We start from the raw sequence: 17,298 nt of genomic DNA, 5'->3' as shown, positions 1-17,298 counted from the left end.
TTTATGCTTGATATTTTTCCCTTGTGGGGGCTGAAGCCGGGCCGCCTTCGCTCGGATATCGCATTGCCCGGCAGTCCTGAACGGTGCGCTTCTCGCCAGGCCGTTGAAGACGATCAGGGTCGAGTCTGGGTACTGGAGTGCCTGCGTCCGGCACAACTGGAACAGCGGGAGCGGATTGGTCAGGCTCTGGCCCAGTTGGAAGGAATGGGGCTGCCTGTGCTCGCGTACAAGCGGGGATTGGGCGATCATTTCGTTTTGCAGCATGCGGATGCTCATTGGCAGCTTTCCCGCTTTGTTCCTGGCGATCCCCTGCCTCAACCCGATTTTGTTGATGATGCCGAACGGGGCAGACACCTCGGCGATTTTGTGGCCGGTCTGAATCGGGTAGGAGGGTTGGTCCGCACTTTTGATGCGGAACCGGCGTTCATTCTTGAAGAGTACATCAATGATTTGATGACCGTTATGAAATCGAGACAGCCGGATATTCATGCGGCTCTTTTGCCGGTGCTTGGCTCTCTGGTCCCGCTTTTCGAGGCGTGGCATGATTTGCCCACAGCACTTTGTCAGGGTGATTTCCATCCACTCAATATTCTCTGGCACGGTCGTAGCGTGGGGGCTGTCATGGACTGGGAATTCATGGGAATTCGTCCAGCCCTGTTCGATGTTGCCAACTGTCTGGGATGTGTCGGGATTGAAGAGCCTCACGCCCTGGTCACTGGTCTGGCTCCGGCATTGCTGACCACCTTGCGAAATTCGGACGCTCTGGATGCCGCTGGTTTTCATGTTCTGCCTGAGATGATTCTTGGAATGCGTTTTGCCTGGATGTCTGAATGGCTCAGGAAAAATGATCACGAAATGGTGGCACTGGAAATGAAATATATGCACCTGCTTTCCCGGAGTATCGACACTTTGCTCCCGGCCTGGAAGATCCTGCTGGAGCGATGAATGCGATTTGATACGAGTATTTTGCAGCTGCCCGAGATTTTTTTCAAACGTGTTGCCCCGGTGCCTGTCCGTGATCCATACCTGATCAGGTTGAATCGTCCCCTTGCTGCCGAGCTTGGCCTCGACCTGCCGGAAGATCAGGAAAAACTGGCAGGGCTGTTTTCCGGAAATACCCATTGGTCGGGCAGTGATCCAGTGGCTTTGGCATATGCTGGACACCAATTCGGGCATTTTGTCCCAGAATTAGGTGATGGCCGTGCCGTATTGCTGGGGGAAGTCGTTACTGACCAAGGAGAGCGTTTTGACATCCAACTCAAGGGGGCCGGGCAGACGCCGTTTTCCAGAAATGGAGATGGACGCTCCCCGTTGGGACCGGTTATTCGTGAATATGTGGTCAGCGAGGCCATGCACGCCTTGGGAGTTCCCACCACACGCGCCCTTGCCATGGTCGGGAGCGGCGAGGAGGTGATTCGTGAAACCATCCAGCCGGGTGCTCTTTTTACGCGTGTTGCAGCCAGCCATCTCCGGGTGGGGACTTTTGAATATTGTGCCTCGCGCGGGGACTCTGAGTCCGTGCGGCGACTTGCAGATTACGTCATTGATCGCCATTACCCGGAAGTTCGGACAGCGGCCAATCCCTATGCCGCGCTGTTTGAAGCCGTCTGTCATGCACAGGCGCGTCTCGTGGCCCGATGGATGAGTGTCGGGTTCATTCATGGTGTCATGAATACTGACAATACAACGCTTTCCGGCGAGACCATCGATTTTGGTCCCTGTGCTTTCATGGATGCATACGACCCGACGGCGGTCTTCAGTTCCATCGACCATCAGGGCCGATACGCCTATAATAATCAACCCACCATTGCTCAATGGAATATGGCCTGTCTGGGGGGATGCCTTTTGCCGCTCCTGCATGAGAAAACTGACATGGCTCATGCCGAAGGAGAACGGATTCTCGGAACGTTCGCACCTCTTTTCAAGGACGCCTATGAGGATGGCATGTGTGCCAAGATCGGGGTGGATGCCTTGGATGAAAAGGATTTTGATATGGTGCGCTCTCTGTTGCGGCTCATGCACGCTGATGGCGTTGATTTCACCTTGGCATTCCACCGGTTGACCAATGATGTGCAGGCTTTTGTTCAATTGTTTGCCTCGGGACAGGCAGTGGAATCGTGGCTGGCCGTTCGTGAAAGTCGTTTAGCGGAACACACTCTTTCCAGTGACCGGTCATTGGCGATGATGCGTCAGGCGAATCCCGTGTTCATCCCGCGGAACCATCGGGTGGAGGAAGCCATCCGGGCCGCAGAGGATCATGATGATTTTTCGCTCACTCACAGGTTGATCGAGATTGTCTCCCATCCGTATGGGAGCCAGCCGGAGCATGCCGAGTATATGGACCCACCCCGGCCAGAGGAGCGGGTTCGTCAGACCTTTTGCGGAACCTGAAAAACGGGAAAGGCCGGAGCATGATCATGCTCCGGCCTTTTTCCTATTTGAAGGTTGCTCTATTCCGGTGTGACGACTTCTATACCGCCCATGTAGGGTTTGAGGGCATCGGGGATGACAATAGAACCATCTGCCTGTTGGTAGTTTTCCAGTACGGCAACCAGGCATCGACCCACGGCCAGGCCGGAACCGTTCAAAGTATGAACGAACTGTTTTTTCTTGGAGTCGCGGGGTTGGAATTTGATGTTGGCTCGGCGCGCCTGGAAATCCTCACAGTTGGAGCAGGAGGAAATCTCACGGTATTGATCCTGACCGGGCAGCCAGACTTCAATGTCATACGTCTTGGCCGCGCCAAATCCCATGTCACCGGTGCACAGTTCTATGACACGGTATGGGATGTTGAGCAGTTGCAGAATCCTTTCGGCTGCGGCTGTCATGTCTTCCAGTGCTTCATAGGAGTGCTCGGGGTGGGCGAAGTTGACCATTTCAACTTTGTTGAACTGGTGCTGTCGAATCAGTCCCTTGGTGTCCTTGCCATATGATCCTGCTTCGGAGCGGAAGCAAGGGGTGTGAGCGCAAAATTTAACGGGGAGCTTTTCCTCGTCGATCACTTCCCCGGCGTAGATATTGGTCAGTGGCACTTCAGCTGTGGGGATCAGATAAAATTCACGATCATCATTGAGCTTGAAGAGATCTTCCTCGAATTTGGGCAATTGACCGGTGCCGGTCATTGTCTTGCGATTGACGATGACTGGTGGAATGACTTCGGTATATCCGTGCAGACTCGTTTGGGTATCCAGCATCAATTGCGCCAGGGCTCGTTCCAGCCGGGCACACCAGCCATAGCTGATGGAAAAACGCGCTCCGGCAAGTTTGGCCGCGCATTCGAAATCCAAGCCGCCCAGGTTGGTTCCCAATTCCCAGTGCTCTTTGGGAGCAAAATCCAGTTCGGGTTTTCCACCCCAGTATCGCAGGACAGGATTGTCCTCTTCACTTGTCCCTAACGGGACAGATTTATGGGGGATATTCGGCACGGACATCATCCAGTCCTTCTGCGCCGATTCAACTTGAGTCAACTCACTGTCGAGTTCCTTGGTGCGGGCAGAGACCTGTCCCATCTTGGCCAACAGATCCGAAGCATCTTCTCCGGCTTTTTTGCGCTTGGCTATTTCCGGTCCCACGGCATTTTTTTCAGCCTTGAGGGATTCAACTTCGCCAATTAACGCCTTCCTGCGCGTATCAAGATCAATAAATTCCTGAACATCTATTTTCGAGCCACGTTTTTCCAGGCTCTCCCGAACCACGTCCGGATTTTTCTGCATCAACTTAAGATCAAGCATGAATATGTCTCCTTGCTACATTCGCTTCTCGTACTAAAGGAAAAGGGCGGAGATGAAAAGCCCGGTTTCCAGGATGCCAGTCACGGTTTTATCCTGCCGGTCCCTGGCGCGTTCCAACCTTGACCTTTGCTGCTGTTCGGCTTGAGGGAGAACGTGTACGCACATGTTTTTCATTTTAGCCACATGTCTGCTTGTATTTATAGAGTATATACTTGCGGGCGAGGAATGAGAATCTTTGCCGGGGTGGTCAAGGGAGACAGATACATGTATGGTGAGTGAATGTGTGGACGATTTGCTCTTGGGATTCCCAAAAAACAGTTGGCTGAGGCTTTGGAGGTTCAGGTTCCAGAGAACTATGACCCCCGTTTGAATGTGGCTCCGGGGCAGGAAATTCATACCCTGGCCAACATGGGTGGGAAAAGATGTTGGTCAACCCGCTGGTGGGGATTGGTCCCTCACCGGGCTGAAGAAAAAAAAGCCGGATACACCATGATTAATATCAGGGCGGAAACCCTTTTTGACAAACCGTCATTTGGGGAGTCTGTCCAGCATGGAAGATGTCTCGTGCCTGCGCAGGCTTTTTACGAGTGGCAGCGGTTGGGCCATGGGAAGCAACCCTATGCCGTGGGGTTGCTTGATAACGAAGTTTTCTGCATGGCAGCTCTTTCCGCGAGTTGGCAGGATGCAAAGATCGGCGAGGTTGTCGATTCCGTCGCTATTCTGACCTGTGAAGCCAATGCGGTCATGAGTCCTCTTCATGAAAGAATGCCGGTGATCGTGCCCCATGAAAAATGGGATCAATGGCTCGATCCGGAAAATATTTGGCCGGAAACGCTACGGGATATGCTTGTTCCATATCAGGGGAATGATATGCGTGCTTGGCTGGTTTCCTATGCGGTGAATGATCCTGGTCATGAGAGTGAGGACCTGCTCGACTCGATTTCAGCGCCGAGACAGGGAAGGCTGCTCTAGTTTTTTTCTAGAGTTGTGTGCATGTTGAAAAGCGTGGCTCGAACCCTCTGTGGCCTTGACTATCTTGCGTTTCTGGCTTAACAAACCCCCTCTTTGCCCACGCTGGATGGGTATTTTGCGCGTGGACACCGATAGATTTTAGGGAGATAGGACACTTGTTCGAAAGCCTGCAAGAAAGACTTGGCAATGCCTTTCAAAAATTCAAGGGCCAGAAGCAACTCACCGAAGACAATGTCAAGGAAGGGTTGCGTGAGGTCCGTTTGGCGTTGCTTGAGGCGGATGTCAATTTCAAGGTCGTCAAAGGCTTTGTCGATCAAGTAAAAGATCGAGCTTTGGGCGAAGAGGTCATGAAAGGCCTCGATCCGGGGCAACAGATCATCAAGATCGTCAATGACGAATTGATCGAACTGCTCGGCGGAGAGCAACAGGGCCTTGATATCAAGGCCAAGCCGCTCAAGCTGATGATGGTTGGCCTTCAAGGGTCGGGTAAGACCACCAGTTCAGGTAAACTCGCGCTCTATTTGCGCAAGCAGTATGACAAGAAGCCGTACCTTGTTCCTGCTGATGTTTACCGCCCTGCCGCCATTGATCAGTTGACGACGTTGGCCCGGCAGCTTGATGTGCCTGTCTATCCGTCTACCACGGATATGAATCCGGTGGATATTTGTCGGGATGCGCTGGCTCAGGCCGAAGAGATGGGATGTGATCTCATCCTTTTCGATACAGCGGGTCGTCTGCATATCGATGAAGGGTTGATGGACGAGCTTGAGAATATCAAGAACGCCTGTACCCCCCAGGAAATTTTGTTTGTGGCCGATGCCATGACCGGCCAGGACGCGGTGACCGTTGCCGAAGCTTTCAATGAGAAGCTGGAGATTTCCGGTGTCGTTCTGACCAAGATGGATGGTGACGCCCGTGGTGGTGCAGCGCTGTCCATCAAGACCGTGACCGGTAAATCCGTCAAATTTGTCGGTGTTGGTGAAAAACTTTCCGAATTGGAACTGTTTCACCCGGATCGTATCGCCTCTCGCATCCTCGGAATGGGCGACATGATGACGCTTATCGAGAAGGCACAGAGCGAAATTGACGAGGATGAAGCCAAGGCCATGGCAGAGAAGATGGCCAAGGCCGAATTTGATTTTGAAGATTTTCGCAGTCATATGCGCAAGATCAAAAAACTCGGTTCCATGGAAGGCTTGCTCAAGATGATTCCCGGTATGGGGAACATCATGAAGCAGATGGGGCAGGACGCCCTGCCGGAAGATGAAATGAAGCGCACTGAGGCGATCATTTCCTCCATGACCATGAAAGAGCGTCGTCAACCCAAGCTCATCAACCAGAGTCGCAAAGAGCGTATCGCTAAAGGTTCTGGCGTGAAGGTGGCGGATGTCAACGCGCTGATGAAGAATTTCAAGCAGATGAGCAAGGTCATGCAGGCCATGATGGGCGGCGGTAAAAAGAAAGGCAAATTCGGTTTGCCCAAGTTACCCGGTCTTGGTGGTGGCATGCCTGATCTGAGCGCACTGGGTGGCATGGACGGTATGCCCGGCATGCCTCCCGGAATGGGAATGCCCGGTATGGGAGAGGAAGAAGGCACCAAGCGCACCATCTCGAAGAAAACCCTCAAGGCCCGCAACAAGAAAAAGTTGAACAAGCAGGCCAAGAAGAAGAAAAAGAAGAAAAAGTAGCGGTGTAAAGTTTGCCCGGCCCCAGGCAGGGGCATGACCGGTGATCTTTATAATAGATATCAACTTGCCAAGTAGTGTGCAAAAACGTATTAAACAATTATTGGGAGTATAAGTACCATGGCTATGAAAATCAGACTGACCCGGATGGGTTCCAAGAAGCGTCCCTTCTACCGCGTCGTGGCTCTCGACAGCGCCACACGTCGTGATGGACGTCCTGTTGAGTTCCTCGGACATTACAATCCGATGGTCGAACCTAACGACATCGTGCTCGATATGGAAAAGATTGAAAAGTGGCTGGCACAAGGCGCCGAGCCTAGTAATACTGTTCGTTCCCTGCTGAAAAAGGCCGGCAAGCAAGCATAGTGCTTTCAAGGTCCGGTTTTTCGTTTGGCAGCTCAAGTTCACGGCGCGCGACGACGCGTCGACACCGGAGGTAGACGTCATGCTGAAAGAGATGATTGAGTACATTGCCAAGTCCCTGGTGGACAACCCGGATGAAGTGCACGTGTCTGAAGTCGAAGGCGAACAGACCTCGGTTATTGAGCTGAAGGTGGCCAAGGAAGACCTTGGCAAGGTGATCGGCAAACAGGGCCGCACGGCTCGGGCCATGCGTACCTTGCTTGGCGCAGCCTCCACCAAAGCACGCAAGCGCTCCGTTTTGGAGATTCTTGAATAACATCTGAGCTTAATGACAACACGCCGTACCGACGGGTTTATCCAAGTTGGCGGAGTGGCGAAGCCGCACGGAATTCGCGGGGAGTTCTGCATAAAGAGTTATGCGGACTCCCCGTCGCTTTTCGGGAGCGTGGCTGCGCTGTTCCTTCAGGATGGCAATAAACCGCCAAAACCGTTTGTTCTCCGTTCCTGGCGAGAGCACAAGGGGCTTGTCCTCTTGAAGTGCCAGGGAGTGGATGATCGCGATGAGGCTGAAGCCTTGCGCGGCTTTGCCGTGCTCGTGCATGAGGACGATCTGCCTGCACCCGAAGAAGGTCAGCATTATCTCTATGAGATGCTTGGCTGCCGGGTGCGTTTGCAGGATGGGGCAGACCTCGGCACTCTGGAACAGTTCTTCGAAACAGCCGAGCAGGATACCTGGGTTATCATCACTGATGATGGCAAGGAGATTCTTCTGCCTGCGGTTCCCGAGTTTGTTCTTGATGTGGATTTGGATGAAGAAGTGATTCTCGTTGATCCGCCCGAAGGGTTGATCGATCTTTATCTCAATCCAGAGCCACCCCAAAAAAAGAAACCGCGACGCCGGACTTCGAAGAAAAAACCGCGTCCGCCCAAGACGCCTCAGGCAGAGTGATCATGAATTTTCACCTTGTCTCCATATTTCCTCATTATTTCGAGTCTCCGTTTGCTTCGGGGCTGATGGGAAAAGCCGTTGAAAACGGCTTGGTGGCCTTCGACCATGTCGATGTGCGCCATTTTGCCGGGGGTATCCACAAGTCTGTGGATGATCGGCCATTTGGCGGTGGGCCGGGGATGTTGCTCAAGCTTGATCCCATGGCCAAGGCGCTGGATTCCATCGAGTCACCGGGGCGCATCCTGATGCTTTCTCCGCGCGGCAAGCCTCTGACCCAAGCTCGAGCCCGCGAATTATCCGCCGAAGAGGATTTAACCCTTATCTGTGGGCGATACGAAGGGATTGATGAGCGCCTGCTCGATCTTTATCCCATCGAGATGGTCAGTGTGGGCGATTTTGTTCTCAATGGAGGGGAGGCCGGGGCCGTCTGTCTCGTAGAGGCCGTGGCACGGTTGCTTCCCGATTTCATGGGGCATACCGATTCCGGCGAGGAAGAATCTTTTTCCGCAGGATTGCTGGAGTATCCGCACTATACGCGACCTGATGACTATCAGGGACTTGTGGTGCCTGAAGTGTTGCGGGGCGGCAACCATGGCAAGATTGAGGAGTGGCGGCGGGAGTGCTCCCTTGAGAGCACCTTGAATGACCGCCCCGATGTACTGCCCGAGGCAAGCCTGACTGTTGAGGATATCGATTTTTTGCGAACCCTGTCGCGAACTCGCTTGGGGCGTAATCTCTACATTGCCTTGTGCCATTATCCCGTGGTCAATAAATTTGGAGAAAAGGTAGCCGTCTCCGTCACCAATCTCGATTTGCATGATATGTCTCGCGTAGCAAGGAGCTACGGTCTGGGCGGATTTTATGCCACCACCCCCATCGAGGATCAGAAAGCCCTGGCAGAGCAGCTGCTCAATCACTGGAAAAAGGGGGCAGGAAGTATCGCCAACCCCGATCGGGCCGAAGCTTTTTCCAAGGTCAAGGTTTTTGACGATATAGAGGCAGCGGTCCTTGACATTGAAACGCAAACAGGGCAATGTCCCCGCCTCGCGGCTACGTCTGCACGACTTGATCGCCGCAAGCACGCTGAACCGGCTCTCACCTATGCTGATGTGAGAAAATGGTTAGAAATTTCGCCGGTTTTACTTGTATTTGGAACCGGTCATGGCCTTGCCGAGGAAGTTCTCGCAAAGGCAGAGGGGATTCTGCGCCCCATCCGATTTTTGGACGACTATAACCATCTGTCCGTGAGAAGTGCGGTCGCCATCATAGTGGATCGGCTCATAGCAGATGAATATTAGAATAGTTTTTGAGGATTAAGGAGATTATCATGAGCATCATCAAGAAGATCGAAGCCGAACACATTCGTCTCGACGTTCCCGCATTCAAGGCCGGTGACACCGTCAAGGTTCACTATCGTATCATCGAAGGCGAGAAAGAACGCATCCAGGTTTTCCAGGGTGCTGTCCTGCGTCGCCGTCGCGGTACGACCAACGCTACTTTCACTGTTCGCAAGATTTCCGATGGAATCGGTGTCGAGCGCGTGTTCCCCATGAACTCCCCCTTCATTGATCGCGTCGAAGTGGTCTCTGAAGGAAAGGTTCGCCGGAGCCGCATCTACTACCTGCGTAACCTGCGCGGTAAGGCTGCTCGCATCAAGTCCAAGCAGATTTGGGAATAGTTTCGGATCAGCGACGCCCTGTCCTGTCTTCAGTTGTCGGATTCATTGTGTGATGTGAATCATCGTGGTCCAGTTTTGAAGTGAGACAACAGATCGTCATTGACTGAAGATTTTCAATCTTCTCGTGGGAATATTTGCCCGGAGCGTTCAACGCTCCGGGCTTTTGTGGTGTGTGCTATGGTGAACATGTCGATGGGGACAGTTCCCTTTGATGTGGATATCGTGCAGGGTTGGTCAGGGAGGAAGAATGAGCCAGGGAAGTCTTTTTTGTGCCAGCGGATATCGAGTCACCGAGATTGCGGGGGTTGACGAAGCCGGGCGAGGATGCCTGGCCGGGCCTGTCGTGGCTGGGGCGTGTATTTTGCCAGCCGAGTATGACCTGCCCGGCCTGACGGATTCCAAACAATTGACAGCTGCCAAGCGAGCAGTCCTTTACGACCAGATACGGCAACAGGCTGTCTGCTGGGCTGTTGGTGTTGCCTGGGCACCGGAAATTGATGCCATCAATATTCTTGAGGCTACGTATCAAGCCATGGCGCGGGCAGTACGCTCGCTTAAGGAAAAGCCCCTGTTCCTCCGTATTGACGGCAACAAGACTATCCCCTCCTATGCACTCCAACAAGATATTGCCCAGGAATATGTCATCAAGGGCGACGGGAGTGTGCCTGCCATCTCTGCTGCGTCAGTCATGGCCAAAACCTTTCGGGATAGGCTGATGATCAAACTGGCCAAACGGTATCCGGGCTATGGGATCACCAAACACATGGGATATGGAACCAAAGTCCATATGCAGGCTCTTCGGGAACTTGGTCCAAGCAGGATTCATCGTCTCACTTTTCGCGGTGTCAAAGAGGAGCAGCCCATACAGAAACAAGGCAGCCTCTTCTAGCCGCACCTGCCTTCATCCAGGAGCAAAGGGGGGATGCTGTACCAGTCCTGAAAACATACCACTCGAGAATCAATTGATCTCCTGCCAAAGAGTTTCGCGGCGAGAACTTTCCACACATGCTTCAATGAAGCGAATGCCTCGAAGTCCATCTTCACCATCGGGAAAGTCCGGCTTTTCCCCATACTCTATGGTGGCGCAGAATGATTTGTAGAGATTGGCGAATGCGAGGAGCCAGCCCTCCGGGTGACCGGGTGGGGTGTGGGAAAATCTTTGTGCCCCCGGCAGCATGGCTGGAGACCCGCGAACAATGCGTTGAGTCGATTCATTCAGAGGCATGTAATACAGATGGTCAGGCTCCTCCTGAAACCATTCCAGCCCACCTTTGTCGCCAAAAATTCTGAGTTTCAACCCGTTGACCGTGCCTGTGGCGGCTTGAGAATACCAATACATGCCTCGTGCCCCGGTATTGTATTCGGTGAGAATAGTTCCGTTGTCGTCCAGTTCGCGCCCCTCGACCAGAGTATCCAGTCGGGCAGCCAGCCGGGTGACAACCAGGCCGGTGACGTGGGGAACGAGGTGCTCGATATGACTTCCCACGTCTCCAAGAGAGAGAATGCCACCGCTTCGCTCAGGGTCCGCCCGCCATTCAGCTTGCGGGTGTCCCGTTGTTTCGACCGCTTCTGCCAGCCAGCCCTGAGGATATTCACAATTGATGAATCGGATTGTCCCGATGTCACCTCGTTCGATCATCTCCCGAGCCTGCCTGATCATGGGGTAACCTGCATAGGTGTATGATATTCCAAGGTGCAAGCCCTTGTCTCGTGCCATTTCCACCAGTTCAACCGCTTGGTGAGAGGTGTGCGTGAACGGCTTGTCACACATGACATGGATGGAGTTCTCCAGGCATGTTTTTACATTGGGGTAGTGGGCTTCATTGGAGGTGACGACCACGGCGAAATCGACATCGCCGGCTTCAAGCCGGGTCAATTCTTCCGGCGTGGCGTAAAGCCGGTCTTCATCCAGTCCCAGCTCCAGGCCAAGGCGTTTTGTTTTCTCCAGGTCGCGGGAAAAACAGCCTGCCACTAATTTCGCCTGTCCGTTCAGGGCTAAAGCGCGTCTATGGACTTGACCGACAAATGCGCCGGGACCACCGCCGATCATGGCATATTTGAGCATGATATTTCCTCCATGCTTCAGACTATCGTATTGGGCTGTCGGGGGGAAGGGGGAAGCCTTGCTATGGCTTCTCAATCTCCCCTGTGATATCACCTCAAGCCATGGGATTGATTTCGAAGATCATACCGACCAGACGACGTGGAGATCTGGGCGAACAGGCTGCTGCGCGGTTTCTGCTGGCCAAGGGCTTTCGCATACTGGAACGGAATTGGCGCTACCGGCAGTGGGAGCTGGACCTTGTATGCCGGGATGGTGATACTATCGTCTTCGTCGAGGTCAAGACGCGGCGAGCTGGGACCATGACGACTCCGGCCGATGGGCTGAATCGGAAAAAACAGACCCGGCTGGTCAAGGCTGCCAGTCACTATCTGACGAAAAACGATCTGTGGGACGAGCCGTGCCGATTTGATCTGGCGGCAGTGATCGACACCGGCCATGGTCTGGATGTCGAGCATATGGAAAACGCATTTGATGTGAGCGGGATGAATATATGAGCAATGGGAAACTGTGGGTGGTGGCGACACCACTGGGTAATGCGGGTGATTTGTCGCCTCGCGCCCGCACCATCCTTATGGATGCGGATATCATTTTGGCTGAGGATACGCGTCGGGCCGGGCTGCTTTTCAAACGTCTGGAGTTGGAGCGTCATGGTCGTCTAATTTCATTTTTTGAGCACAACGAAGACAGGCGGATTCCCAAGGTACTGGCTCTTTTGGAAGAAGGGCAGAGCGTGGCTTTGGTCTCCGACGCAGGCACCCCGTTGCTGTCTGATCCGGGGTTTACCCTGGTTCGTTCATGTCGGGAGGAGGGGTATGACGTGTCTCCCGTGCCTGGTCCCAGTGCGCCTGTGACTGCTTTGTCCGCTTGCGGTTTGCCACCGCTTCCATATACCTTTTTGGGCTTTACGCCTCGCAAGAAGTCGCAGACGGAGCGTCTTTTCAGGCAGCATGGGGCAACAGGAGCGACGCTGGTCTTTTTTGAGCGCAAGTCCCGGCTGCCTGGAACGCTCGAAATCGCCAGTGAGGTCTTGGGCAACCGTGAATTCTGTGTGGCTCGGGAATTGACCAAGGACTATGAGGAATTTCTGCGTGGCGAGTTGGGGCGGCTTGATGTCTTTGATTGCGATCTGCGCGGGGAGTTGACTGTTATCATTGCTCCTGCGGGTGATGAGGGGCAGACCTCAGACTCTGTCCTGGCCGGAATTATTGACGAGGAAAGGGCTGTCGGCGGCAAACCCAAGGACGTCGCCCGTCGGGTGGCTGACAGGGTCAATGGCTGGACAGCCAAGGAAGTGTATGCTTTTATGCGCTTCTCATGAGCCTGAAAGCCATTTATCGCAAGGCCCTCGCCGGAACCAGTCTTGCCGAATCCGATATTCGCTACATCCAGCATCTTCCTGACGACCGGCTTGGGGAACTGCTTGAGTATGCCCATTCCATCAGAACAGCCTGCTTTGATTCGACGGTTGGTTTGTGTGCCATAGTCAATGCTAAATCCGGCACCTGTTCCGAAGACTGTGCATTCTGTGCCCAATCCGGGCATCATGGAGGGGAAAGCCCGGAATACCCTCTCCTGCCGCCCGAACAGATAGCAGCTGCCGGGTTGGCTGCCAAACGTCATGGCGTGACGCGGTTCGGCGTGGTCGCCAGTGGCAAGATGGTTGGAGAAAGTGATCTTGCCGGGTATGCCGAGGCTGTGCGAAGAGTGGCGGCTCAGGGACTCAAGCCTGATCTCTCTCCAGGAATTCTAGATTGTTCTCAGTTGAAAGCACTCAAGGCCGAAGGGCTTGAAGGGTATCACCATAATCTGGAAACATCGGCCAGTTATTTCCCGAAAATCTGTACGACCCATGCCTACGAAGAGGATATCCGTGCCGTCAGAGCCGGATTGAAAGCCGGGTTGTATGTCTGTTCCGGTGGCATCTTCGGCATCGGGGAGAGTTGGGATGATCGGGTTGAGTTGGCGCTGCTGCTTCGTGAGTTGGGCGTGCCTTCCGTGCCCATGAATTTTTTGCATCCTATTCCAGGCACTCCTCTTGAGGGCAAGGAGGTGCTTTCGCCCGAGGAAGCTCTCAGAATTGTGGCCTTGTTTCGTTTTCTGCTGCCTGATCGAGCCTTGCGCATCTGTGGCGGGCGGGTGACTGTCTTTGGTGAAAAGCGGAAACGGGAACTCCTGCGTTCGGGGGCCAATGGATTGATGGTCGGGGATTATCTGACGACCAGAGGAAGTGATGTCGTTTCCGACCTGACTGAGATCGACCAGGCCGACCTTGTGCCGGAATGTTCTGTCGGGAAAAGGGAGAGCGGATTATGACACACAATTCTTTGACGGATTTGCACAGACTTATTTGGACTTCGCTCATGGCCGCTTCCATTGGGGTCGGAGCCTATCTCATCGTGCCCATCGGCCCGGTTCCTGTTTCTATGCAACCTTTTTTTGTCTTTTTGACCGGGTACGTGCTCGGTCCACGGCGCGGTGTGATGGCTGTGGGGCTTTATCTCTTGGCCGGGATCATCGGCTTGCCTGTCTTTGCTGGAGGACGATCTGGCCTGGGGCATCTTTTCGGCCCTACCGGGGGCTATCTCTTCGCATGGACGTTGGGGGCATGGTTTTGTGGGCTGGCCAGAAAAAACAACTTTGTTATTCCATGGTTGAGAGGGGTTGCCTTCGGCGTCGCAGGGCTTATCTCCATATATCTCGTGGGTGCGGTCTGGCTCAAATTCGCCTTGTCCATCGATTGGGGCAAGGCGGTGATAGTCGGTGTGGTTCCGTTCATTGCCTGGGATGCCATCAAGATCGTCTTGGCACTCCTGGTCAGCCGGTATCTCTCCTCCCACGGGTTGTTGCCCGGCCAACGGTGAGTTTGATCGGGCTTTATTGACAGGCAACACGGAATACGGAAGGCATCGCAGATTATGCAAAAGGCACCGTCCTCAGCCAGAGAGAGCCATACAATGGCATTCGTGCGCAGCTTCATGCGTTGCTATCTGGCCGGGGCCGGGTTCAATACTCGGGGAATGCAGAACCTGGGGTTGATATATGCCATGCTTCCTGGGTTGATCGCGATCCACCGTGAGCCCAAGATGCTCCGGGCTGCACAAAAACGGTATGTCAGGCATTACCAGTCCCATCCGTTCTGGCTTCCATGTCTGGTGGGGATCTACCTCAATGTCGAGGGTGCTATTGCGGCCAACAGATTTCCTCCGAAGATGCTGGCAAAGGTGAAGGATACCACGGCATACACCTTATCCGCCATTGGTGATTCCGTCTTTGCCGGAAGTCTGCTCATTTTCTGGGCATTGTTGAGTGTCTGTCTGGTCTTGTCGGGACAAACAACGGCAGCTCTTGTTCTTGGCGTCATTTTTTTTGTCGGTCTGCAGGGCTTCAAGGCGTACACCTATGTTTGTGGTTTGCGTCAGGGGTTCAAATTTCTCGATCGACTCAAGCGCTGGGACCTCATCAACTGGGGGCGGCGTATCAAGTATGTCAATGCCGCCCTGATTATCTGGCTCTGGGCCTTGATCTGGCCTCGGCCGGTGGACTGGTGGGAATGGTTGCTCGGCGTGGGAATGTTGATGGTGCTCGGGCGTTTTGTCCGATTCGGCGTGATGTCCAGAGTCTTTGCCGCCGCCGCATTTGTCGAGCTTATTGATGAGTTCCCTTTGGTTGAAGAGTGGATAAAAAGTTTCCTTTAACTTGTTATTTTCGTAAAAATAGACATATAAACGGCTGGAAGAGTAGGTATACATGACGTTTGACAATCAAACCCCTGGTGCAGAGAGTGGAAAAACGGAATCACGCCAGGTTGTTGTTGCCAACGAGCACGGGTTGCATGCCCGGCCCGCTGGAAAGCTGGCGCAGAAGGCGCAGGCTTTTCAGGCAGACATTCTCATTGTACATGATGAACAGGTTGTGGATGCCAAATCCATTCTTGATGTGCTAACGTTGGCCGCAGGACCGGGCGAAGTACTCGAAATTCGTGCTACGGGTAGTGACGCCGCAGAAGCGGCTGATGTTCTTGAGGCGTTGTTCAAAAACAACTTTGAAGAGTAATCATGGCGGACAAGATTCTCACAGGTATATCGGTTGCCACGGGTATTGCCATTGGCAAGGCCTTTTTTATCAACCGAAATCATAAGGCCCATCTGCCCCGGCAGATCGTGGCCGCGAGTCTCGTTCCCCGCGAGATTGACAAGCTTCATGAAGCTTTTACCGCCGTGGAATCGGAATTGTCCGCGACCAGAGAGCATGTCCCGGCAGAACTCAAGGATTACGGACTGCTCATTGAAACACATATTCTCATGCTCAAGGACCCCAAATTATCCGGGGCGGCGGCAGACTATATCAAGACCCTGGGGTTGAACGCGGCATGGGCTTTGGAAAAAGCCGTATCTGATCAGGAAGACGCTTTCGGGGCGATCAACGATCCTTACATCAGGGAACGCATGCAGGATGTTCGAGTTGTGGCTGACAAGGTTCAGGCCAAGCTCATCGGCAAGGAAACCGATCTGACCGGCATGTCCGGTCGGGCCATTATCATGGCGCATGACTTGACCCCGGCTGACACAGTCGAACTTCAGGTGGACAAGATCATGGGATTTGCCACGGTCTGCGGCGGCAAGACGTCACATACAGGCATCATGGCTCGCTCCCTTGGTATCCCTGCCCTTGTAGGGGCTGACAGGCTGGAGGACAGCGTCCGGGACGGTGACCTCGTCGTGATTGACGGGTTGTCAGGAAAGATTGTTGTCAACCCCACTGAAGCCGAACTGGAAGATTACAACGAGCGTGCCGCCTTTTTTGAAGAGTATTCGCGCAAGATCAAGCGACAGTGCCAGTTGCCAGCCGAGACCTTTGACGGGTCCAGGGTTCAGGTCATGGCGAATATCGAGTTGGTGGAAGAGGTCGCCTCGGTCATCGACAACGGTGGCGAGGGGATTGGTCTGTACCGGACAGAGTATGCGTACCTGAACCGGACAGATCTGCCGGATGAGGAAGAGCTGGCTGAAAAATATATTGATTTGGCGTCGGTCATGTCTCCGCGCAAGGTCGTGTTCCGCTCCCTGGACCTGGGGGCGGACAAGTTTATCTCGGCTTATGGCGAGTTGAATGAGACCAATCCGGCCATGGGCCTTCGGGCAATCCGTTTTTGCCTCAAGAATCCCCAGTTGTTCAAAATACAGCTCCGGGCCATTTTGCGGGCTTCAGCGTACGGAAATGTTTCACTGATGTTCCCCATGATTTCCGGGGTCAAGGAAGTCCGTCAGGCCAAAGCGTGGCTGGCTCAGGCCAAAGCAGAGCTGCGTCGTGAAGGCGTGGCCTATGACCCGGATATGCCTGTGGGTATCATGATCGAACTGCCTGCCGCAGTGATGATTGCCGAGTATCTGGCTCATGAGGTGGATTTCTTTTCCATCGGGACCAATGATCTGATCCAGTACTCTATAGGGGTGGATCGGACCAATCATCATGTCTCCTATCTGTACCAGCCTTTGCATCCAGCCACTTTGCGGATGATAAAACTGGTAGTTGACGCCGCCCATCAGGCGGGCATAGAAGTTTCGTTGTGCGGTGAAGTGGCCAGTGATCCGTTCTGCGTGCCGATCCTGCTGGGCATGGGGATTGATTCCATTTCGCTCACGCCGCAGGCCATCCCCGGCATCAAGCGCATTATCCGGCAGACCAACATGCACGACTGCCGAAATCTGCTCAATGAGGTCCTGGCGTGCAGGACAGTCAGTCGGATCAACAACTTGGTGATGGAAAACATTTTTAAGTATTTCCCTGACGAGGTGACTTTTTTCACCTCTCTTCTTGAAAACGACGAAGCCGCCTCCTAGGGCACCCCATACCTA

19 protein-coding genes are annotated in these 17,298 nt (G+C 53.8%); 17 read left to right on the top strand and 2 right to left on the bottom strand.

All coding sequences use genetic code 11. From position 1 onward, the window contains the following. Window positions 1-3: 3 nt before the first annotated feature. Window positions 4-945 carry a phosphotransferase enzyme family protein gene (locus tag BN4_RS08545; RefSeq protein ID WP_015414983.1) on the top strand — a complete coding sequence of 314 codons (942 nt, stop codon included), beginning with the start codon at window positions 4-6 and terminating at the stop codon, window positions 943-945. Continuing rightward, complete coding sequence (locus BN4_RS08540) at window positions 946-2,391, top strand: protein adenylyltransferase SelO (protein ID WP_015414982.1); 1,446 nt, start codon at window positions 946-948, stop codon at window positions 2,389-2,391. A 59-nt stretch (window positions 2,392-2,450) separates the two neighbouring features. Here the strand turns inward: BN4_RS08540 and serS are convergent, their stop codons facing one another. Beyond that, window positions 2,451-3,731 (bottom strand): serine--tRNA ligase, encoded by a 1,281-nt coding sequence (gene serS, locus BN4_RS08535; RefSeq protein WP_015414981.1) that lies wholly within the window; start codon window positions 3,729-3,731, stop codon window positions 2,451-2,453. A gap of 279 nt (window positions 3,732-4,010) precedes the next feature. Between serS and BN4_RS08530 the strand changes: the two genes are divergently transcribed. The 8 genes from BN4_RS08530 to BN4_RS08495 all read left to right on the top strand — a co-directional run bounded on the left by BN4_RS08530 (window position 4,011) and on the right by BN4_RS08495 (window position 10,267). Next, a complete protein-coding gene (locus BN4_RS08530) occupies window positions 4,011-4,703 on the top strand; it encodes an SOS response-associated peptidase (protein ID WP_015414980.1) in 693 nt (230 codons plus the stop codon). 155 nt (window positions 4,704-4,858) lie between these two features. Then, window positions 4,859-6,391 (top strand): signal recognition particle protein, encoded by a 1,533-nt coding sequence (gene ffh, locus BN4_RS08525; protein ID WP_015414979.1) that lies wholly within the window; start codon window positions 4,859-4,861, stop codon window positions 6,389-6,391. A 117-nt stretch (window positions 6,392-6,508) separates the two neighbouring features. Further along, the gene (gene rpsP, locus BN4_RS08520; protein ID WP_015414978.1) at window positions 6,509-6,754 is read left to right on the top strand and encodes a 30S ribosomal protein S16; all 246 of its coding nucleotides are present in this window, start codon (window positions 6,509-6,511) and stop codon (window positions 6,752-6,754) included. A gap of 79 nt (window positions 6,755-6,833) precedes the next feature. Beyond that, window positions 6,834-7,067, top strand: a complete 234-nt coding sequence (locus BN4_RS08515; RefSeq protein WP_015414977.1) for a KH domain-containing protein — start codon at window positions 6,834-6,836, stop codon at window positions 7,065-7,067. A 12-nt stretch (window positions 7,068-7,079) separates the two neighbouring features. Further along, entirely contained in the window at window positions 7,080-7,700 is a 621-nt protein-coding gene (rimM, locus tag BN4_RS08510) for a ribosome maturation factor RimM (RefSeq protein WP_015414976.1), read from the top strand. 2 nt (window positions 7,701-7,702) lie between these two features. Beyond that, the gene (gene trmD, locus BN4_RS08505) at window positions 7,703-8,998 is read left to right on the top strand and encodes a tRNA (guanosine(37)-N1)-methyltransferase TrmD (protein ID WP_015414975.1); all 1,296 of its coding nucleotides are present in this window, start codon (window positions 7,703-7,705) and stop codon (window positions 8,996-8,998) included. 29 nt (window positions 8,999-9,027) lie between these two features. Beyond that, complete coding sequence (gene rplS, locus BN4_RS08500) at window positions 9,028-9,378, top strand: 50S ribosomal protein L19 (protein ID WP_015414974.1); 351 nt, start codon at window positions 9,028-9,030, stop codon at window positions 9,376-9,378. A 247-nt stretch (window positions 9,379-9,625) separates the two neighbouring features. Continuing rightward, entirely contained in the window at window positions 9,626-10,267 is a 642-nt protein-coding gene (locus tag BN4_RS08495; RefSeq protein WP_015414973.1) for a ribonuclease HII, read from the top strand. A 69-nt stretch (window positions 10,268-10,336) separates the two neighbouring features. Here BN4_RS08495 and BN4_RS08490 read toward each other — a convergent pair whose 3' ends face one another. Continuing rightward, window positions 10,337-11,443, bottom strand: a complete 1,107-nt coding sequence (locus BN4_RS08490) for a Gfo/Idh/MocA family protein (protein ID WP_015414972.1) — start codon at window positions 11,441-11,443, stop codon at window positions 10,337-10,339. A 101-nt stretch (window positions 11,444-11,544) separates the two neighbouring features. Here BN4_RS08490 and BN4_RS08485 point away from each other — a divergent pair, with 101 nt between their 5' ends. From BN4_RS08485 to ptsP, 7 genes are all read left to right on the top strand, one after another. After that, window positions 11,545-11,937 (top strand): YraN family protein, encoded by a 393-nt coding sequence (locus tag BN4_RS08485; protein ID WP_015414971.1) that lies wholly within the window; start codon window positions 11,545-11,547, stop codon window positions 11,935-11,937. After that, window positions 11,934-12,761 carry a 16S rRNA (cytidine(1402)-2'-O)-methyltransferase gene (gene rsmI, locus BN4_RS08480; protein WP_015414970.1) on the top strand — a complete coding sequence of 276 codons (828 nt, stop codon included), beginning with the start codon at window positions 11,934-11,936 and terminating at the stop codon, window positions 12,759-12,761. The genes BN4_RS08485 and rsmI overlap by 4 nt, the downstream gene beginning before the upstream one ends. Next, complete coding sequence (gene bioB / locus BN4_RS08475) at window positions 12,758-13,756, top strand: biotin synthase BioB (protein ID WP_015414969.1); 999 nt, start codon at window positions 12,758-12,760, stop codon at window positions 13,754-13,756. Before rsmI ends, bioB begins: the two co-directional genes overlap by 4 nt. Beyond that, a complete protein-coding gene (locus BN4_RS08470) occupies window positions 13,753-14,304 on the top strand; it encodes a biotin transporter BioY (protein ID WP_015414968.1) in 552 nt (183 codons plus the stop codon). Before bioB ends, BN4_RS08470 begins: the two co-directional genes overlap by 4 nt. 93 nt (window positions 14,305-14,397) lie before the next feature. Beyond that, window positions 14,398-15,138, top strand: a complete 741-nt coding sequence (locus BN4_RS08465; protein ID WP_015414967.1) for a PTS system mannose/fructose/sorbose family transporter subunit IID — start codon at window positions 14,398-14,400, stop codon at window positions 15,136-15,138. Between the two features lie 52 nt (window positions 15,139-15,190). Continuing rightward, entirely contained in the window at window positions 15,191-15,496 is a 306-nt protein-coding gene (locus tag BN4_RS08460; RefSeq protein ID WP_015414966.1) for an HPr family phosphocarrier protein, read from the top strand. A gap of 2 nt (window positions 15,497-15,498) precedes the next feature. Next, window positions 15,499-17,283, top strand: coding sequence for a phosphoenolpyruvate--protein phosphotransferase (gene ptsP / locus BN4_RS08455; protein WP_015414965.1), 1,785 nt, complete (start codon window positions 15,499-15,501; stop codon window positions 17,281-17,283). The last annotated feature ends 15 nt before the right edge of the window (window positions 17,284-17,298 follow it).

Source organism: Pseudodesulfovibrio piezophilus C1TLV30, assembly GCF_000341895.1.
Lineage (GTDB): Bacteria > Desulfobacterota > Desulfovibrionia > Desulfovibrionales > Desulfovibrionaceae > Pseudodesulfovibrio > Pseudodesulfovibrio piezophilus.
This window is presented reverse-complemented; position numbering and strand designations above follow the sequence as displayed.

Excerpts from the sequence above, each read along its gene's own strand:
- BN4_RS08545 (WP_015414983.1), top strand. The coding sequence starts at position 4 with ATGCTTGATATTTTTCCCTTGTGGGGGCTGAAGCCGGGCCGCCTTCGC.
- BN4_RS08540 (WP_015414982.1), top strand. The coding sequence starts at position 946 with ATGCGATTTGATACGAGTATTTTGCAGCTGCCCGAGATTTTTTTCAAA.
- serS (WP_015414981.1), bottom strand. The coding sequence starts at position 3,731 with ATGCTTGATCTTAAGTTGATGCAGAAAAATCCGGACGTGGTTCGGGAG.
- BN4_RS08530 (WP_015414980.1), top strand. The coding sequence starts at position 4,011 with ATGTGTGGACGATTTGCTCTTGGGATTCCCAAAAAACAGTTGGCTGAG.
- rpsP (WP_015414978.1), top strand. The coding sequence starts at position 6,509 with ATGGCTATGAAAATCAGACTGACCCGGATGGGTTCCAAGAAGCGTCCC.
- BN4_RS08515 (WP_015414977.1), top strand. The coding sequence starts at position 6,834 with ATGCTGAAAGAGATGATTGAGTACATTGCCAAGTCCCTGGTGGACAAC.
- rimM (WP_015414976.1), top strand. The coding sequence starts at position 7,080 with ATGACAACACGCCGTACCGACGGGTTTATCCAAGTTGGCGGAGTGGCG.
- trmD (WP_015414975.1), top strand. The coding sequence starts at position 7,703 with ATGAATTTTCACCTTGTCTCCATATTTCCTCATTATTTCGAGTCTCCG.
- rplS (WP_015414974.1), top strand. The coding sequence starts at position 9,028 with ATGAGCATCATCAAGAAGATCGAAGCCGAACACATTCGTCTCGACGTT.
- BN4_RS08495 (WP_015414973.1), top strand. The coding sequence starts at position 9,626 with ATGAGCCAGGGAAGTCTTTTTTGTGCCAGCGGATATCGAGTCACCGAG.
- BN4_RS08490 (WP_015414972.1), bottom strand. The coding sequence starts at position 11,443 with ATGCTCAAATATGCCATGATCGGCGGTGGTCCCGGCGCATTTGTCGGT.
- BN4_RS08485 (WP_015414971.1), top strand. The coding sequence starts at position 11,545 with ATGGGATTGATTTCGAAGATCATACCGACCAGACGACGTGGAGATCTG.
- rsmI (WP_015414970.1), top strand. The coding sequence starts at position 11,934 with ATGAGCAATGGGAAACTGTGGGTGGTGGCGACACCACTGGGTAATGCG.
- bioB (WP_015414969.1), top strand. The coding sequence starts at position 12,758 with ATGAGCCTGAAAGCCATTTATCGCAAGGCCCTCGCCGGAACCAGTCTT.
- BN4_RS08470 (WP_015414968.1), top strand. The coding sequence starts at position 13,753 with ATGACACACAATTCTTTGACGGATTTGCACAGACTTATTTGGACTTCG.
- BN4_RS08465 (WP_015414967.1), top strand. The coding sequence starts at position 14,398 with ATGGCATTCGTGCGCAGCTTCATGCGTTGCTATCTGGCCGGGGCCGGG.
- BN4_RS08460 (WP_015414966.1), top strand. The coding sequence starts at position 15,191 with ATGACGTTTGACAATCAAACCCCTGGTGCAGAGAGTGGAAAAACGGAA.
- ptsP (WP_015414965.1), top strand. The coding sequence starts at position 15,499 with ATGGCGGACAAGATTCTCACAGGTATATCGGTTGCCACGGGTATTGCC.